Source organism: Selenomonas dianae (assembly GCF_030644225.1).
Classification (GTDB): domain Bacteria; phylum Bacillota; class Negativicutes; order Selenomonadales; family Selenomonadaceae; genus Centipeda; species Centipeda dianae.
This window is the reverse complement of sequence record NZ_CP128650.1, coordinates 113,677-130,535: the sequence shown is the minus strand read 5'-3', so window position 1 is coordinate 130,535 and position 16,859 is coordinate 113,677. Positions and strand designations below refer to the sequence as shown.

The 16,859-nt window shown below is 58.4% G+C and carries 16 protein-coding genes; 10 read left to right on the top strand and 6 right to left on the bottom strand.

Features of this window, described 5'->3' with window-relative positions; all coding sequences use genetic code 11:
• Positions 1-18: 18 nt before the first annotated feature.
• The gene (locus QU667_RS00590; RefSeq protein WP_304987416.1) at positions 19-1,347 is read left to right on the top strand and encodes an S-layer homology domain-containing protein; all 1,329 of its coding nucleotides are present in this window, start codon (positions 19-21) and stop codon (positions 1,345-1,347) included.
• 74 nt (positions 1,348-1,421) lie between these two features.
• On the opposite strand, the gene QU667_RS00585 is transcribed toward QU667_RS00590, so the two are convergent.
• On the bottom strand, positions 1,422-2,480 hold the full coding sequence (locus QU667_RS00585; protein ID WP_304987415.1) for an ABC transporter substrate-binding protein: 1,059 nt from the start codon (positions 2,478-2,480) through the stop codon (positions 1,422-1,424).
• Positions 2,470-4,629, bottom strand: coding sequence for a TonB-dependent receptor (locus QU667_RS00580; protein WP_304987414.1), 2,160 nt, complete (start codon positions 4,627-4,629; stop codon positions 2,470-2,472). Before QU667_RS00580 ends, QU667_RS00585 begins: the two co-directional genes overlap by 11 nt.
• 350 nt (positions 4,630-4,979) lie before the next feature.
• Here QU667_RS00580 and QU667_RS00575 point away from each other — a divergent pair, with 350 nt between their 5' ends.
• Entirely contained in the window at positions 4,980-7,616 is a 2,637-nt protein-coding gene (locus QU667_RS00575) for a heavy metal translocating P-type ATPase (protein WP_304987413.1), read from the top strand.
• Between the two features lie 55 nt (positions 7,617-7,671).
• Here QU667_RS00575 and QU667_RS00570 read toward each other — a convergent pair whose 3' ends face one another.
• Positions 7,672-7,989 (bottom strand): type II toxin-antitoxin system RelE/ParE family toxin, encoded by a 318-nt coding sequence (locus QU667_RS00570; protein ID WP_304987412.1) that lies wholly within the window; start codon positions 7,987-7,989, stop codon positions 7,672-7,674.
• Positions 7,986-8,207: a hypothetical protein gene (locus tag QU667_RS00565; protein WP_304987411.1), complete on the bottom strand. Its 222-nt coding sequence runs from the start codon at positions 8,205-8,207 to the stop codon at positions 7,986-7,988. The genes QU667_RS00570 and QU667_RS00565 overlap by 4 nt, the downstream gene beginning before the upstream one ends.
• Positions 8,208-8,339: 132 nt before the next feature.
• Here QU667_RS00565 and QU667_RS00560 point away from each other — a divergent pair, with 132 nt between their 5' ends.
• The 8 genes from QU667_RS00560 to QU667_RS00525 all read left to right on the top strand — a co-directional run bounded on the left by QU667_RS00560 (position 8,340) and on the right by QU667_RS00525 (position 14,721).
• A complete protein-coding gene (locus tag QU667_RS00560) occupies positions 8,340-8,843 on the top strand; it encodes a hypothetical protein (protein ID WP_304987410.1) in 504 nt (167 codons plus the stop codon).
• Between the two features lie 142 nt (positions 8,844-8,985).
• A complete protein-coding gene (locus QU667_RS00555) occupies positions 8,986-9,726 on the top strand; it encodes an AzlC family ABC transporter permease (protein WP_304987409.1) in 741 nt (246 codons plus the stop codon).
• Positions 9,719-10,024, top strand: a complete 306-nt coding sequence (locus QU667_RS00550) for an AzlD domain-containing protein (RefSeq protein ID WP_304987408.1) — start codon at positions 9,719-9,721, stop codon at positions 10,022-10,024. Before QU667_RS00555 ends, QU667_RS00550 begins: the two co-directional genes overlap by 8 nt.
• Positions 10,025-10,109: 85 nt before the next feature.
• Positions 10,110-11,093, top strand: a complete 984-nt coding sequence (locus QU667_RS00545; protein WP_304987407.1) for a DUF4178 domain-containing protein — start codon at positions 10,110-10,112, stop codon at positions 11,091-11,093.
• A 213-nt stretch (positions 11,094-11,306) separates the two neighbouring features.
• A complete protein-coding gene (locus QU667_RS00540; RefSeq protein ID WP_304987406.1) occupies positions 11,307-12,281 on the top strand; it encodes a DUF4178 domain-containing protein in 975 nt (324 codons plus the stop codon).
• A gap of 75 nt (positions 12,282-12,356) precedes the next feature.
• Entirely contained in the window at positions 12,357-12,788 is a 432-nt protein-coding gene (locus tag QU667_RS00535; protein ID WP_304987405.1) for a DUF350 domain-containing protein, read from the top strand.
• A 66-nt stretch (positions 12,789-12,854) separates the two neighbouring features.
• The gene (locus QU667_RS00530) at positions 12,855-13,418 is read left to right on the top strand and encodes a hypothetical protein (protein ID WP_304987404.1); all 564 of its coding nucleotides are present in this window, start codon (positions 12,855-12,857) and stop codon (positions 13,416-13,418) included.
• 1 nt (position 13,419) lies between these two features.
• Entirely contained in the window at positions 13,420-14,721 is a 1,302-nt protein-coding gene (locus tag QU667_RS00525) for a glutathionylspermidine synthase family protein (protein WP_304987403.1), read from the top strand.
• Positions 14,722-15,050: 329 nt separating this feature from the next.
• Here the strand turns inward: QU667_RS00525 and panF are convergent, their stop codons facing one another.
• The gene (gene panF, locus QU667_RS00520) at positions 15,051-16,499 is read right to left on the bottom strand and encodes a sodium/pantothenate symporter (protein WP_304987402.1); all 1,449 of its coding nucleotides are present in this window, start codon (positions 16,497-16,499) and stop codon (positions 15,051-15,053) included.
• Entirely contained in the window at positions 16,496-16,756 is a 261-nt protein-coding gene (locus tag QU667_RS00515; RefSeq protein ID WP_304987401.1) for a DUF997 family protein, read from the bottom strand. Before QU667_RS00515 ends, panF begins: the two co-directional genes overlap by 4 nt.
• Positions 16,757-16,859: the final 103 nt, after the last annotated feature.

Sequence of the window (16,859 nt, the reverse complement as noted above, 5' to 3'; positions counted from 1 at the left end):
CAAAAGGAGGAATTTCCCATGAAGAAAACGTTGGTATCCGCGCTCAGTGCGGCACTCGTCGTCGGCGCAGCATCGACGACGTTCGCGGCGGCAAATCCGTTCAGCGATGTGCCGCGCGACCACTGGGCGTACGATGCGGTGACGCAGCTCGCCGCCGACGGTGTGGTCGAGGGCTACGGCGACGGCACGTACCGCGGCGACCGCAGCATCACGCGCTATGAGATGGCGCAGATGACGGCAAAGGCGATGGCAAAGGAGAATATGCCCGTCTCGGATCGTGCGCTCGTCGACCGCCTCGCTGCGGAGTTCGCGGATGAGCTCAACAACCTCGGCGTACGCGTCGCGAACCTCGAAAAGCACGCGGATATGGTGAAGTGGGAGGGCGTGCTCGAATACACCTACACGAGTTCCCGCTTTGAGAACTCTGCACGGGACATGAAAAGTGGAAAAAATCGCAAGAAGGTCAACGCGGACAACCTGCTCTTCCGGCTTGAGCCGACGGCAGAGGTCAACGACCACTGGTCGGTACACGCGCGTCTTGAGGCCGAGACCAAGATGAACAAGGATGCCGCATGGGATGTCAATGAGGACAAAGCCTCCTCGGACGACAGGGTGTCGCTCAAACGCGCATGGGCAGAGGGCGACTACACGAACTTCAACGTGAAGTTCGGTAAGCTGGAAATGCTCTCGGCAGAGGCGTATGCAAAGCCGGGTGCGCTCATCTTTGACCGCGAGTTCTCGGGCGCGGAGGTCTCCTTCGGCAAGGATCTGCAGGTCAAGCTGCAGGCGGGGCGCATGAACGGCGGCGATGAGCTCGGGAACGATCCGGCGGCAAACTATCAGGGCGCAGAGCTCCAGTACAACGGACGCTTTACCGCGGGGGTCGGCTACTATCGGATGAATTCCGAGGGCTTCGCCCCGATGCTCAAAGACCGAAAGCACACGATGCAGATCTGGGGGCTGAACGCCGCCTACCGCTTCGACAAGAACAGCTTCCTCTCGGCGGCATATGCACACAGCAAGGACTTCCGGATGGTCATGGCGGATTCCATGCCCAACAAGTCCTATCAGGTCACCTACGAGTACAAGGGTGCGGAGCCGGACGACAAGGGCTCGTGGGGCGCATACGTCTCCTATCGTCAGCTCGCCGGCGCATCCGTTGCACCGACGGGAGACGGAGCCATGGAGGGAACGCGCGGCATCGAGATCGGCACGGAGTACACGCTGATGCCGAACGTCGTCCTCTCGGCGAAGTATTTCCGCGGCAAAGACCTGTACGCAAAATACCTCGGGATAAATCAGGACAAGGCATCGAGGATCTTCGGCCGCGTCGAGTTCTTCTTCTGATTGCACCGCTTCACACACAAAAAACCGCAGTCCTCGGGCTGCGGTTTTTTGCTGTGCAGATTTTCATAGATTCCCTAAATCCCCTGCGGCGCCGAAATCCCCTCCTCGGGATAGAGTGCATGACCGATGATTTTGAGTGCATCTCCCGTCCGCACCTCGGGGGAATATACATATTCCAAGAGAAGCGGGCAGATGCGTTTGGTCTTGACCACCTTCAGGCTGTTCAGCGAGCGGTCGCTTTGAATCCGCGAAACAACGCGCGCGGCATCCTCCGGGCCATAGCAGACGACAAAGAGGACATCCGGATCAATGGCGATTAATGTCTCTCGATCAATCATGGGAGCCGTTGCAGGAATCTCGCCGCCAAGGCGGGTGACCATATCACCCGCCAGCCGCGTTGCATCATAGGAAGCAATCTCCTTTCCCATAAATTCGATCACGAGCACCTTTTGCTTCGGATGGCGGACACTCAACGCCCGGATCTCATCCATCGTCCGATAGACATCTGCGATCATCTGCGCGGCTCTGGCTTCCTCCTGCAAAATCTGTCCCAACCCATACAGGAATCGCATTTCGCTTTCGACGCTTTCCTGCGAATGCACACGTCCTGCCGGATCATTGGTATTCCACGGAACAAAGGTGACGACGCCGCGCCGATTCCAAAACTCTGTGCTGATGAAGCGTTTGTCCGTAAACATGCACTGCTGCGCAACCAACAGATCAGGCTCCAGCGATATAAGATATTCCGGACTGATTTGTCCATACGGAACCGTCGGGAGGTCTTTGGCAAGCGGTCGATATTCCGGCCGCAAGAATTTCTCCAACGGATACCACGACTCTGCCGCAACGATCCGATCCGCCGCACCGAACGCCAGGAGTGTCTCAATCTCACCGGATCCGACCACCGCAATGCGCTGCGGCACGTCAGGAACATACTGGACGTTCTCCCCCACCGTCAAATAATTTTTAACGCTGATATTGACGACCGTGCGTCCGGTTTCACATACCTCCTCCCCCATCCGAGCCGAAGGCAATCCCGCGCGGATCGCATCCCCCATCGGGAGAAAACGCCCGATGAGCCACACCAAAATGCCCAGAGATACGCCCCATAAAAAGAGTTTCCTAGAAATCATATCCAATGCTTAAAACGAGGCTGCGCGGGCCGTCCAAGGCGACGGTATCACTGCCGCGCGCACACCAATATTTCCGGTTGAGTGCATTGAACACATGCAGTCCGACACGCATGGCGTTCCCGTCCGCAAGCAGTTTTTCATACTGTACGCCCAGATCCAGACGGTACCATTCCGGCACCTTCGCTTTGTTGGCGGAGGTCAGATAGGATGCCCCCGTGTAGGTCAGCCGGCCAAACGCAGACCAATGCGGATCGGCGTTGTACTCCGCCGTCAGCGTCGCGTTCCACTGCGGAGCGGCAGGAACTGTCCTGCCGTCGTTGACCCCGCCTTTCTGCTTTGCCTGCAGGTACATCAGACCTCCGATGAGGTTCCATTTGGGCGATACCTCGCCAAATACGGTTACCTGCGTGCCGTGGTTCTGTCTGCGCCCATGATAGCGATAGATCTTGCTCGCATCGGCATACGCATTTTCCTGTTCCAGTGAAAAAACACTGAAACTGCCGGCAATTTTTTTCGTATCCCATTTGACGCCGGCCTCATATTGTTTGGTCATCTGCGGCTTTAGATATTCCCCGCCGTTTTTGTATCTCCTCGGAACGAAATAACCTCGACCAAGCCCCTCAATATAGTTTGCATAGACTTTTGTCGCGGGGTTGAGCGCATACATCACGCCGAAATTCGGACTGACTGCCGAGGTGGAACAGGACTCTGTATAGTCCTTGCCATTATGTGCACGGAAAATTTTTTCATTCTGGTACCGCAGCCCAAGCAAAAACGTCCATTTGTCATCATCTGTAACCAGACGATCGGTCACCGTGACCCCGCTGAGGATCGTCGCTCCGCTGTAATACCATGGTTCCAAAATCGGATCCAACGGTGTCGTATGGCCGGTGATGGAATTGTCGTAAATATTGCCCCGATACGTTCGGTACACGCCATGGGCATCCTCACCGTACCAATCCTGCCCGCCGCCATTCTCCGACATGCGATCCACCCGGAGTGCGAGATGATGCGTGAGCGCCCCTGTGTTCACCTTGCCGCGCACACCGGCATCGAAACTCATCCGCCAAAAGGCGATGGGAACCTCCTCCATCCCCGCCTCAAAATTCCCCTGATCGTCGATCAGCGACGGATAATACGACTCATAACAGGAATTCCAATCCTCATCATGGTACCCGGCATGGAAGAATGCCGACCAGTCTTTGGACATCTCATGATCGACGGCGAGCGTGAGGATGTTATTGTTATAGCGGTAGCGCGACCACGGCAGCTGAAAGTTCGCATCTCCCGACGGCGGCGCCGGCAGATCGTATCCGTTCAGATCCAAAGAAAAGGTCGGCGCATTCTGATTGACATAGCGATAGCCGTAGAGCAGCTGCGCCTTCGTCTTGTTCCCGCGATAGTCAAGATTCATGAAGATATTGTGATACGCCATCTTCTCATGATGAAACTCCGTATTGCCATCCGCTGCATCCACATTGACGCGGACACCCCACTGTTTCTCCCGCCCGAAACGTGCGCCGAGATCCAGCGCGTGTTCGTAGTGGCTCTTGCCGGAAAATGTCTCGGTAAAGGAAATCCGCGGCTTATCCTCTGCGACCTTCGGAACGAGATTGATCGAGCCGCCGACGCTGCCGTTCATCGAAGATCCATGCAGAAGCGTGTCCGGACCTGAGACGATCTCCACGCGCTCGACAAAATTCATCGGTATGGACGACTGCGACAGCATCCCCGAAACGCCGTTCAAATAGTAATCGTGCGGACTGATATAAAAGCCACGGATGCGCACATCATTATAGGTTTTGTTGCCGGCCATTGTCACCGTCGGATCCATGGTCGCAAGCTGCACCAATGTATTCCCCGGCTGTTTTACCTGAGAAATGGATTTCTGCGTCAACGTGAGCGTATTGAACGGAACATCCATAAAATCCGTATTCCCCATCGCCCCCAGACTATTTTCCCGCGCAGTATAACCGCCCGCATAGACATCCACGTTTCGCTTGCCGTGAATCGTAATCGCAGGAAGCACATATTCATCCATCTTCTTTTCCTCCTGCGGATCGGCATATGCCTTGCCGACGCTGAGGAAAAAACTCCCTGCCGCACAGAGCGCCAAGGATTTTTTGAACAGGTTCCGATAATTTTTCATGCAAACACCATGCTTTCCTAAAAACACATACTTCGTTCATAAAAATACACGGATGCTGCCCATTGCGATTCATTTCTCTTTTATTTTTCTATTATTTTCAAGGATATTATAACATATCACTATTCTGAGTAAAGCAATATTATGCATGATTCTTTTTTATGATCCGCCAAACTAAAATGCATAGCTTCATGAGCATACGTGTATTTGATCCGTAATGTGCAAAATACACATAAATCATTTCGAAGCTGCCGACCATGCCAAAGGTTTTTGCATATTCCTGCAAACGGAAACAATTCTTGACAGGAATGTTATACTGTAAAAAAATCTTTTGTTTTATAGAAAGAATCTCGATGCAAAAAGAATCATTCAATGTCACGGGCATGACCTGCTCGGCGTGTTCGGCGCGGGTGGAACGCGCCGTAAAGAAGATGGAGGGGACGGCGGATGTCTCCGTCAACCTCCTCACAAATACGATGACGCTCGCCTACGATGCAGCCGTCACAAACCCCGCCGCGATCATCGCCGCCGTCGAGGACGCGGGCTACGGCGCGAGCGTGAAGGGTGCGGGGGCACAGGGAAACGCGGAGCGCGGAGGAAGCACATCGCCGACCGGTACGGAGGCGGCGGAGAAGGAAGTCCGCGCCATGCGGTCGCGGCTTCTCACATCCATCCTCTTCCTCCTGCCGACGATGTATCTTGCGATGAGCCCGATGCTCGCGATGTGGGGCATACCGTATCCAGCCGGCTTCAAAGAGGTGTTCTGGGGCGCGGAGAATGCGCTGACATTCGCACTGGTGCAGTTTCTGCTCATCCTGCCCATCATGTATGTGAATCGCCCATACTACGTCAACGGATTCCGCAATCTCCTCCATGGTGCGCCGAATATGGATACGCTCGTCGGGATCGGCTCGATGGCATCGGCGCTCTTCGGTGCGTTCGCGATGCTGCGCATGAGCTGGGGGCTGGGACACGGCGATCTCGCGCTCGTGACGGCGTACAGTACGAACCTCTATTTCGAGTCGGCGGGCATGATCGTCACCCTGATCACGGTTGGCAAATTCCTTGAGGCGCGGGCAAAGGGGCAGACGACGGGCGCACTCCGCGCGCTCATGCAGCTTGCGCCCGCCGAGGCGACGGTCGTGCGCGGCGGTGTGGAAATGACCGTCCCTGTAGCAACACTTGTCTGCGGGGAGCTGTTCATTGTACGCCCCGGCGCACGCATTCCCGTCGATGGAACGGTCACAGAGGGCGCGACAAGCGTCAACGAATCCGCCGTGACGGGAGAATCCATGCCCGTTCCGAAAACGGTGGGCGATGCCGTAACCTCGGGCACGCTGAACGTCGAGGGGACGATCCGATGCACCGCGACGCGCGTCGGCGAAGATACGACGATCCGTCAGCTCATCCGTCTGGTGGACGAGGCGAGCGGGTCAAAGGCACCGATCGCCCGCCTCGCCGACCGCGTCTCGGCGGTCTTTGTCCCCGTCGTGATTGCGATTGCCCTCACGGCGGGCGCGATCTGGCTCATGATGGGCGCGACCGTGGAGTTCGCATTCTCCATCACGATCTCGATTCTCGTCATCTCCTGCCCGTGTGCGCTCGGGCTCGCCACGCCCGTCGCGATCATGGTCGGCACGGGGCGCGGCGCGGCGCACGGCATCCTCATCAAGTCAGGCGCGGCACTGGAGACGGCGGGCAATATTGATACCGTCCTCATGGACAAGACGGGCACGCTCACCGAGGGGCACCCGCAGCTTGTGCGAATCCGCCCCGTCGGGATGGATGCCGATGCGCTTGCCGCACTTGCGGCGGCACTTGAGCAGGGCAGCGAGCACCCGATTGCAGCAGCGATTACGGGCTATGCTGCGGAGAGGGGGCTGACCGTCCCCGCCGCTGCGGATTTTGCGGCGGTATTCGGCAAGGGTGTGCGTGCGCGTGTGGCGGGCGTGGACTGTGCGGCGGGCAATGCGGCGCTCCTCGCCGAGCTCGGCATCCCGCTCGCGGACGCAGTCGAAACGGCGCGTGCGGAGATGGCGGAGCGCGGCGAGACGGCACTCATCGTCGTACGCGCGGGGCGCATCGCCGGCCTCCTCGGCGTGCGCGATGCCGAGAAGCCGACGAGCGCGGCGGCGGTCGCGCAGATGAAGGCGATGAACCTTACGCCTATCATGCTGACGGGCGACGACGAGCGCACGGCACGGGCGATTGCCGCACGGCTCGGCATCACGGAGGTGATTGCGGGCGTTCTCCCGGCGGACAAACGCGCTCATGTGGAGCGTCTGCAGCGCGAGGGACACCGCGTCGCCATGATCGGCGATGGCGTGAACGATGCGCCCGCACTCGCGGCGGCGGATCTCGGCATTGCCATCGGCGCGGGCACGGATGTCGCCATTGAGAGTGCGGATGCTGTGCTCGTCCGCAGCGACCTCCTCGATGCGGTGCGTGCAATCCGCCTCTCGCGCAGCGTCATGCGGAACATCAAGGAGAACCTCTTTTGGGCGTTCTTCTACAACGTCATCGGCATCCCGCTCGCGGCGGGCGTACTCTACCCCGCCTTTGGCATCAAGCTCTCGCCCATGATCGGGGCGGCGGCGATGAGCCTGTCAAGCGTCTGCGTCGTGCTGAACGCCCTGCGTCTGCGCCTGTTCGCCATCGCGCACGAGCCCGTGGCGGAGACGGCACACACGCGCCATGAGATAACGGTAAGCCCCATCGCCTCCGCGATGGATGAGATACATGAAGAAACGGCGGACACTGCCGCCGCACAGGGAAAGGAAGATTTTACCATGGAAAAGACCATCAATGTCAAGGGCATGACCTGCCCGCACTGCGTCAAGCACGTCACGAAAGCGCTCAGCGGCATGGACGGCATCTCGGATGTCGTCGTCAACCTCGAAGCGGGTACGGCGACCTTCACCGCCGCCCGCGACATCCCCGACATGGAGCTCGCCGCCGTCCTCGATGATGCGGGCTACGAGATGGGCTGACCTTTTCAGCGCAAACAAAACGGTCATGCGGGAACACTCCTGCATGACTGTTTATTTATTTTATGATGTTTTCGATGTCCCTGCCTGCGTAAAAAATACGGAGAATCGTGATCGTCGCCCGATCCTCATCCACGCGATAGAACACATAGTAATTGTCCACAGGCATTTTACGAAGCCCCATCGACATCCACGGCTCCCAATCGAGCGTCGGGTGCCGACGAGGAAAGCTGTCCAGTGTGCGGACAGCACGACGAATCCGCGCCGTCTGATTCTGCGCCGTCGCTTCCGCCTGTAACTCCCATGCAATATAGCGATAGATTGCCCGCAAGTCCTCATAGGCGGCGGGAGAATACTGCACACGATAACGGCTCATCTGCCAAATTCCCGTGCCAGTGCCGCATCCACCTCATCCGGTGTCATTCCATTGCCGTCATGCAGGGAATCCATGCCTTTTGCAAGCTCGCAGTCCAACGCTGCGCGGGGCATCCCGCCAATGGCGACGGGTCTTTTCGTGGGTGGCATCACGTTCCATACCTCTGTAGATTCCGTCCGATGATCAAGTGCGGCTGCATTCCACATATCCGTCACCATCCTTTCGTTTCTATTCTAGCATCTTTGATGCACACTGACAACCACTCTTAAAAATCACACGCGAACGGAGGAAAATACATACATCTGTCGAACGTAATGTGTAAAACATCGCATGAGGAAAGGTGATGCCCTATGAAAAAAATGATTCCGCTCGTTCTCGCCGCATTTGCCCTCATCGTCTGCACGCCGCCGAGCGCGGCTCTGGCAAAGCCGTTCCCGATCTACGACTATTTGCAGAAGATCGAAAATACGGATTGGATCGTCGCCGAGACGCTGCGCTGGACACCCGAGTCTGGCGCGAACCTCAAGGGATACTATGTGTTTCGCGATGCGGATGTCCGCGTCGTCACCGTGGGCGGACGCAGGATCATCCAGCTGCCCGTCCACATCCTGCGCGGGAAGAATCTGAAGCATTTCAGCAGATTCCTCTTTTCGGTCGATCCCAAAAATCAGCTTTGGGGTACGGACAACCCGATCAAATGGGAGAAAATCAATGATTTTGCGCCGCAGCACAAGCCCTTTGATCCCGTAACGCAGAAATGGGCGGTGGACTTCTCCGGCATGGCACAGATGATCATGCAGCACGTCAAGTTCGACCGTCCCGATCTCTATAAGCAGCTTAATGTGACGTGGTGAATACATACATATCCTCTGTCCCGAAATGCCCATACACGCACATGGGCGTTTTTTATGGAGATTCCCAAAGTATACTGGATATATTTGATTTACAAAATGACAGATTTATTCTACAATAAGAAAATCAATCTGTGAGGTGACGATGATGGAGGAAAAATTTGGCGCGTCGCGACGCTCGGTGTTCATGGCGGGCATACATGACGGCGTGCCGATTGCGCTCGGGTATTTCGTCGTGGCGTTCACGCTCGGCATTCTCGCCAAGACGGCGGGACTGACCCCGTGGCAGGGCTTCGTGACGAGTGCGGTCAACATCGCCTCAGCGGGCGAGTATGCGGGCTTTACCGTGATTGCGGCACAGGCACCCTACCTTGAGATCGCCGTGCTGACGCTCGTTGCGAATGCACGCTACTTCCTCATGGCGGCGGCGCTGACGCAGCGGTTCGCGCCCGAGACCCCGCTCCTCCATCGGCTTGCCGTGAGCTTCGGCGTGACGGATGAGATCTTCGGCATCACGGTCGCGCGCGGCGGTGCGCTGAACCCGTACTACAACTACGGGGCAATGGCGATCTCCGTCCCCGCGTGGGCGGCGGGTACGTCGGCGGGCATCCTCGCGGGCGGCATCCTCCCCGCTGCTGCAGTTTCCGCACTCTCGGTCGCACTCTACGGGATGTTCGTCTGGGTCGTCCTCCCCGCCGCGAAGAAGAGCCGTCCCATCGGCGGCATGGTGCTCGTGAGCTGCGTGCTCTCGCTCGCCGCGACCTATGCGCCCGTGACGTGTGCGCTCTCGGGCGGCACGCGCACGATCCTCCTCACACTGCTCGTTGCAGGGGTCGGCGCACGGCTGTTCCCCGTGAACGAGGAACAGGAGGACGCGCATGACTGATACATGGATCTACATCGCCGTCATGAGCGCGGTGACCCTCGCGATCCGCCTCGTTCCTCCGCTCCTCCTGCGACGCGAGATCAAGAATGTGTTCGTGCGCTCCTTCCTGTTCTATGTTCCCTATGTGACCCTCGCCGTCATGACCTTTCCCGCGATTGTAGAGGCGACCCGTACCCCCATCGCGGGCGCGGCGGCATTCGCATTTGTCCTCTACCTCGCATGGAACGGCGCGAGCCTTTTCCGCTGCGCGGCGGGGGCATCCGTCATGGTACTGATCGTGGAGTTTTTTCTGTTGTAAATGATGGCGGACGCACATTTTTGTGCGCCCTTATCTTTTTGTAAAACAACACGTATATACTGACCCCAGAAAAGGAGGTGCGTGCATGGAGTTCCGCTGCTGGATGGGCGTGACGATCGAGGGGAAATCCTACATCATCGCCGAGAAGATCCGCTACAAGGAGAAAACATCGGACGATGTATGGACGGAGTACGGTCTTGTTACACGTGAAAGCAACGACCGCACATGGCTGAGCATTGCAGACAACGGGCTTTCGTGCAGTCTTTCCGCTCCTGTGGGGAAAAAGATTCCGAAGGGCTACCGCCTCCGCGACAGGGGAACGGAGGTGGTCACCGCTGTCTGGGGCGATACGGATGCGGCAGTCGGCGACGAGGCGGCATACGAGCAATACGAAACAGCGGACGGGAAGTTCACGTTCTTTATCGAAAACTGGAGCGGGAAGAAAAGTGCCTCGATGGGACGGAAAATCGCCGCCGCCGATATTGCCCCCGAAGCACCGCCGCCCGCCGATCGCCTACGGGCGATGACGCGGGCAAAGCGGGCAAGGATGCTGAACGGCATCTGTATCGGCATGGTCAGCGTGCTCATCTATGTAGGTGTCACGGTAGGTGGCACGGCTCTTTTCTTTGATTCGATCGGAGACGGCGATTTCAGCGCACGCGACTGGCACGATTTCCGCAGTATCGTGAACCTCCCCTATGCCATGCACGAACGCCTCAGCGATGCGCCCTACTACACGGAGCAGCAGGAGGAGGACGGCGCACGGGTTTACACGGCGCAGGTCGATGCAGGCATCGCCGCTCTGGATCTCATCGAGGGCGTGGACGGCAGGGTGAAGGACGCGTACGAGGATCTCGGCGATGCGGAGCACCCGATCATCATTCGCACACAGGAGGAGACCGCACGCATTACGAGCGCGGCGGACGGCACGGCGTACATCGTTGTGACGGGAGCAAGCCCCGACCGCGCCCCCGCCGCCGACCAGCTCCAACGAAATCATACGCTCGTCCGCTACGCCGAACGCGTCCGCACGGGCGACACGCACGGACGGGCGATGGTGGTGCAGTAGTCCGCGCACCACCACTTGACCGCACATTAAGGGAAGCACTGATAAATTCAGCACTGCCATCTTGGCGTATCTTTTTCGCCCTCTCATCGTCGACAAATCCTCCACATAGCCCTTGCTATGCGTCCGGTTTGTCTCCTTGACAGGACAAAAAATCTGCACCAATCTGAGAGTCTATTTTATCAGCGATTCCCATTTCCGCTAGGAGGTGATGCCGTGGATTTTGACTGTTGGACCGGCATCAAAATCGGAACGAAACCATGTACCATTGTGGGAAAGATCCGATACAAGGAGAAAACATCGGATGATGTATGGACAGAGTATAAGCTTATCACGAATGACACCAATGCACACATCTGGCTGAGCATCACAGACGATGGACTCTCATGCATCATCTCCTCCTCTGCGGGAAACAATGTGCCAAAGGGCTACCGTCTCCATGACAGCGGCACGGAGGTTGTAACAGGGGTCTGGGGCGATACGGATGCAGCGGTCGGCGATGAGGCGAGGTATGAGCAATACGAGAGCGCAGACGGCAGGAACACCTTCTTTGTCGAGTATTGGAACGGCAGTCGCAGCAGTTCGCAGGGAGGAAAGATCTCCGCTTCCACAATCATCGCGGACACGGACACGGATACGAGTAAGCGGCAGAAAGCACGGGCGATGTATCGGCGATCGAGGCTGCGCAACTCCCTCATCGAGCCGGTTGCAGGTCTTGCCGGAGCCTGCATCATCCTGCTCCTATCCGTCGCTCCCGACTTCGACACGCGGGACTACTGGCACGCGTTCCGCGATTTCGTGAATCTCCCCTATGTCATGCACGAACGCCTCAGCGATGCCCCCTACCACACGGAGCAGCAGGAGGAGGACGGCACTCCGGTTTACACGGCGCAGGTCGATGCAGGCATTGCCGCTCTCGATCTCATCGAGGGTGTGGACGGCAGGGTGGAGGATGCGTATGAAATGCTCGGTGATGCGGAGCATCCGATCATCATTCGCACGCGGGAGGAGACCGCACGCATTACGAGCGCGGCGGATGGCACAGCGCACATTGTCGTGACGCAGGCAAGCCCCGACCGCGCACCTGACGCCGACCGGCTTCAGCGCAGTCATACCCTCCTCCGCTACGCCACGCTCGTTCGCACGGGCGATACACGCGGACGGGTGGAGGTGGTAACAGAAACGCCGTAACAAGAGGTGCTTTGCCGACATTTTTTCTTTGAGGTGTATCGCACGCGAAACACAGCTGCATAAAGGAGAACCCACATGATTGATCTGTCCGTACTGATGCTTACCGTATTCTATGCCGGATTCGGCGTCCTGCTCATGATCGTGTCCAACATCGTGATCGACTGCTTCATCCCCGGCGACTTCGCCGAGGAGATTCGACGCGGCAACCGCGCGGTCGCGTGGCTGTCGGCGGGCTCGTTCATCGGCATCGGCGAGATTCTGCGCGCCGTCATTATGTCCTCCGCGTGCGAGACCATGCCGGCGGACTTTGTGCAGGGCGTTGTCGCGAGTGCGGTCTACGCTGCCGTCGGCATCCTCTGCTTCATCGCCGGTTTCTTCGTCATCAACGCGTGGCACCGCAAATACAAGCTTACCGCCGAGATCCAGCGCGGCAACACGGCGGCGGGCATCTTCGTGTTCGGGGTCTTCGTCGGGCTGTCGCTTGTCATCAGCGGCGCGGTTCACTAAATCAATTGTCAGCACATATCGTGGAGCATCATACAAATACAATCCATCTTAGAAAGGATGTGAACGATGGAAAACATGGGACGCAAAGCCGCCATCCTCGCCGCCGCATTTGCCTCGGTCGGCGCACTCGGCGCAGCGTATTTCTATCGTCATGACATCGCATTTTCCATATGCGATGTCGTGCATCCCGAGTGGAACGCAGGCGAGGCGCGGCTCGCCGACGCCTATGACCGCCGCTACACCCTGCTCAACAACGGCGACGGCACGGAGACCGCGCTCTATGACGACAGCACTGCCGTCACCTTTCGCCACGACGGCGCGGGCGACCTCGTCTGGCTGTTCGGTACGGCGAGCCTCCTCGCCCCCCTCGCACCGAACTATTTCGCCTTCCACGGATTTTCCTATGCGGGCGGCACGATGGATCTCGCGCAGATGACCTACCGCACAAACGCGCCGCTCTCACCGCTGCCCGAAAAATACACCGTATCCGGCACGGGCACTCATGCGCACGGATCAGGTCACGTCTTTGCGGGGCGCAGCTACAACGAAAAGAAAAGCGAAAAGTCGCGCGAGGTCAGCCGCAGATCCGGCTTCGGGCAGGCAGGGCTCCGCTCCTCGGGAGGTTCGTAACGTGAACAGCACGCACAAAGAAACCTACATCGACGCACTTGACCCGACCATCTTCACCTATATCCAATACGGCGACTATGCCGACCGCTACCCAACACATACCGTGCAGGAGTTTCCGCAGAGATTCTATGACGAACTGCGGACGGCATCAGCGGGGCTCTTTCACATCTTCTGCAAGGCGGCGCAGGTGCTGCAAAACGCCCCCGACGATTTCGCGCGTGCCATGGATCTGCCGCGCGAACTCCTCCCCTATCTGCGCGTCCCGAATGCGTTCGGACTGCCGACATGGCTCTCCCGCTTCGACTTCGTCCTCGATGCGAAAGGGCGTATCCGCATGGTCGAGATCAATGCGGATACGCCCTGTTTTATTGTGGAGTCCTTCTATGCAAACGGCATCGCGGCAGCGTATCACGGACGGTGCGACCCGAACGCGGGGATGCGGGCGCAGCTGCGGGACTTCCTCGCGCAGCTGCACGCGCGGCTCTGTGCGCCCGCCGTTGATCTCTCCCGACGGACGATCCAAGATCGCCCCTTCGTTTTTTCCTGCTTTGACGACTACCCCGAAGATCTCGCGACGACGCTGTTCCTCATGCGCCTGATGCAGGAGGGCGTGCCGCACGGCGACATCCGCTTCCTCTCGTTCTACGAGATGGAGATCGACGAGCGGGGCATCCCTCTCGCAGACAATGCATATACATCTGCGCTCTATCGACTGCATCCGATGGAGATATTGATTGATGAGCGCACGCCGGACGGAGAACCGCTCGGCGCACTGTTTCTCGATTTGTATAAGGAAGGAAAATTTGCACTGATGAATCCGCCCGAGGCGATTCTCCTGCAAAACAAATCTTTTATGGCACTCGTCTATGCGCTCGCCCAAACAGAGCAGTTCCTGACCGCCAAGGAGTGTGCTCTCATCCGCCGCTATCTCGCCCCCTCGTATTTCGAGGAGGATTTCGCCGCGCTCATGGACGGCACATACATCCGCAAGGAAATCTGGGGACGCGAGGGGAAGAACGTCCGTCTGGTCGAAAAACGGGACGGACACGCAGAAACAATCCACGAGAAGCAGCCCGACAACGTGGACGAAATCATCTGCCGCCCAAGCCGCGCGGCGATGTATCAGAACTTTGTCCGTCAGCCGCGCTTTGTCCATACCGTCGATGCGGGAACCATCGAGGGGTATCTTACACTTTCGTGTTTCATGCTCTTTGGCACGCCCTCCGCCGTCGGCGCACGCTTCTCCCCCGCCGCGATCGCGGGCACGGAGGCGTACTTTCTGCCGCTTGTCGTGGAACCATAGGCAAGAAAAAAGACGGAAAGGCAACGTGCCTATTCCGTCAATCGAAACTTTGTGCTATACTGAATATGTGGCTGACGATCGTAGGTTTTCTCCCGCAAGGGAGGTGATGTGCATGAGCCTGTATGAAATACTTTCGCTCGTGCTAGCGGCGGCAACGCTCGCGGTCAACATCATATTCTTGTTCTCTAGGTAGACAAGAAAAAAGAACCTGTCGTAAACAGGTAACGAAGGCTCTTTCTTCAAACACAAAGATTCTAGGGAGAGACCGACGGAACCACTCGTCAGTCACTCTTTTTGTGTCTTTATTATACCCGCATCAAAAAAAACTGTCAAGCCTCTCTGCGCCGCCCCCACCAGCTTCCCGCGAGGAAGAGGACGAGCGAGGCGGTGATGCCGACGGCGATGGGGTGCAGCCCGAGCGGTTTGAATCCCGCCGCCATCGCGACGCAGTAGATGAGCGTGCCGCCGCCCATCGCGGCGAGTGCGCCCGTACGGTTCGCCCATGTGGTAAAGAGCCCGAACACGAGCACCCAGAAAAACGCCGTCTCCAGCCCGCCGAACGCAAACATATTGATGAGCCAGATCAGCGACGGCGGCGCAATGGCAAGCACGAACACGATGATGCCGAGCGCGGCGGTGACCCCCATCGAGAGGCGGCGCAACGTCCGCTCGGGGACGAACCTGCCGCGCTGCTGCTGATGGTGGAGATAGACATCCTTTACCACCGCCGACGAGGCGACGATGAGCACGCCCGAGATGGTGGAGATCGACGCTGCCAAGGGGCCGATGATGGCAAAGCCGAGCAGCTCGGGCGGCATGACCTGCGCCATCAGCTGCGGGATAACACTGTCCACGCCGCCAAGTGCCTTTGCATCGACACCGAGCACGCCGCGCCCGAGCACGCCGACGAGGTTCACAGCGATGTTCATAAAGGCGATGACGACCGTGCCAATGATCATCGCGCGGTGCATATCGCGGCTGCTCCGATAGCTGATACCGCGCACCACCGACTGCGGCAGGGCAATCGTGAGCGCACCGACGAGCAGCCACTGCGAGATATAAAGGGAAACGGGCATACGTCCCGCCGCCGTCGGCGTCAGCATCTCGGGATGTGCGCTGCGCAGATGCGCGAGAATCGCCGCAAGCCCCCCGCCCGCTTCGAGCACATAGTAGAAAAGGAGGACGATGCCGAGCATCATAACAATCGCGCAGCAGGTATCTGTCAGTGCAACGGCACGGAAGCCACCGATCGACGTATAGACGACGACCACGATGCCGAACAGCACCAGACCGAGCTCGTAGCTGTAGCCCGTGACGGCGGCAAAGAGCTGCGCCCCGCCGACGAACTGTGCGACCATGGACGCGGCGAAGAAGATCACAATGGCAAACGCCGCAAGTGCGGCGAGCACATCCGACTGATAACGATGTCGGATGATGTCAACGATGGTGACGGCGTGGATGCGCCGCGCGAGCCGCGCGACCTTCTTGCCGAAGATGCCGAGCACGAGAAAGATGGTCATGGTCTGAATGACCGCCATGTAGATCCAACCGAAGCCGATCTCGTACGCCATGCCGGGACCGCCGACAAACGAACTGACCGAGCTGTACGTCGCGACCATCGTCATCGCGAGCACGAACGCGCCGAGCGTCTGCCCGCCGACGAAGTAGCCCGCGAGGAATCCGCCCGCATGGCTCTGCCGCCGCACATAGACACCGAGCGCGAGCATCCCCGCCATAAACGCCAGCAGCGGCAGGAGTACCATGAGATTGCCGTTCATCGTGCCGCCCCCTCTCCGCGCTCATCGAGGGGAACATCCTCCGCCGCACACGCCAGATACACGGCGAGCACCGCCCCCACGGCGAGCACCCCGACACTCGACGTGATCGCCCAGAGCGGGAAGCCCGCAACCGTCACATCCACCTCGGCGAGACCGAAGCCGAGCGCCGTCCAAAGTACGGCAAAAAGCACACCTGCGGCAGCGGTCCGCCTCGCCTCACGGGCGATGGCGGCCGCCGCCTTTTTTTCATCCTGCATGATGAAACCTCCTATGAAATTAGACTTCCGCCGTCAAAGGCACAGGGCTCTTTGCGGCATATTAAGGAAGCACTGACAAATTCAGCACCGCATTGGTACATCC

Excerpts from the sequence above, each read along its gene's own strand:
- QU667_RS00590 (WP_304987416.1), top strand. The coding sequence starts at position 19 with ATGAAGAAAACGTTGGTATCCGCGCTCAGTGCGGCACTCGTCGTCGGC.
- QU667_RS00585 (WP_304987415.1), bottom strand. The coding sequence starts at position 2,480 with ATGATTTCTAGGAAACTCTTTTTATGGGGCGTATCTCTGGGCATTTTG.
- QU667_RS00580 (WP_304987414.1), bottom strand. The coding sequence starts at position 4,629 with ATGAAAAATTATCGGAACCTGTTCAAAAAATCCTTGGCGCTCTGTGCG.
- QU667_RS00575 (WP_304987413.1), top strand. The coding sequence starts at position 4,980 with ATGCAAAAAGAATCATTCAATGTCACGGGCATGACCTGCTCGGCGTGT.
- QU667_RS00570 (WP_304987412.1), bottom strand. The coding sequence starts at position 7,989 with ATGAGCCGTTATCGTGTGCAGTATTCTCCCGCCGCCTATGAGGACTTG.
- QU667_RS00565 (WP_304987411.1), bottom strand. The coding sequence starts at position 8,207 with ATGGTGACGGATATGTGGAATGCAGCCGCACTTGATCATCGGACGGAA.
- QU667_RS00560 (WP_304987410.1), top strand. The coding sequence starts at position 8,340 with ATGAAAAAAATGATTCCGCTCGTTCTCGCCGCATTTGCCCTCATCGTC.
- QU667_RS00555 (WP_304987409.1), top strand. The coding sequence starts at position 8,986 with ATGATGGAGGAAAAATTTGGCGCGTCGCGACGCTCGGTGTTCATGGCG.
- QU667_RS00550 (WP_304987408.1), top strand. The coding sequence starts at position 9,719 with ATGACTGATACATGGATCTACATCGCCGTCATGAGCGCGGTGACCCTC.
- QU667_RS00545 (WP_304987407.1), top strand. The coding sequence starts at position 10,110 with ATGGAGTTCCGCTGCTGGATGGGCGTGACGATCGAGGGGAAATCCTAC.
- QU667_RS00535 (WP_304987405.1), top strand. The coding sequence starts at position 12,357 with ATGATTGATCTGTCCGTACTGATGCTTACCGTATTCTATGCCGGATTC.
- QU667_RS00530 (WP_304987404.1), top strand. The coding sequence starts at position 12,855 with ATGGAAAACATGGGACGCAAAGCCGCCATCCTCGCCGCCGCATTTGCC.
- panF (WP_304987402.1), bottom strand. The coding sequence starts at position 16,499 with ATGAACGGCAATCTCATGGTACTCCTGCCGCTGCTGGCGTTTATGGCG.
- QU667_RS00515 (WP_304987401.1), bottom strand. The coding sequence starts at position 16,756 with ATGCAGGATGAAAAAAAGGCGGCGGCCGCCATCGCCCGTGAGGCGAGG.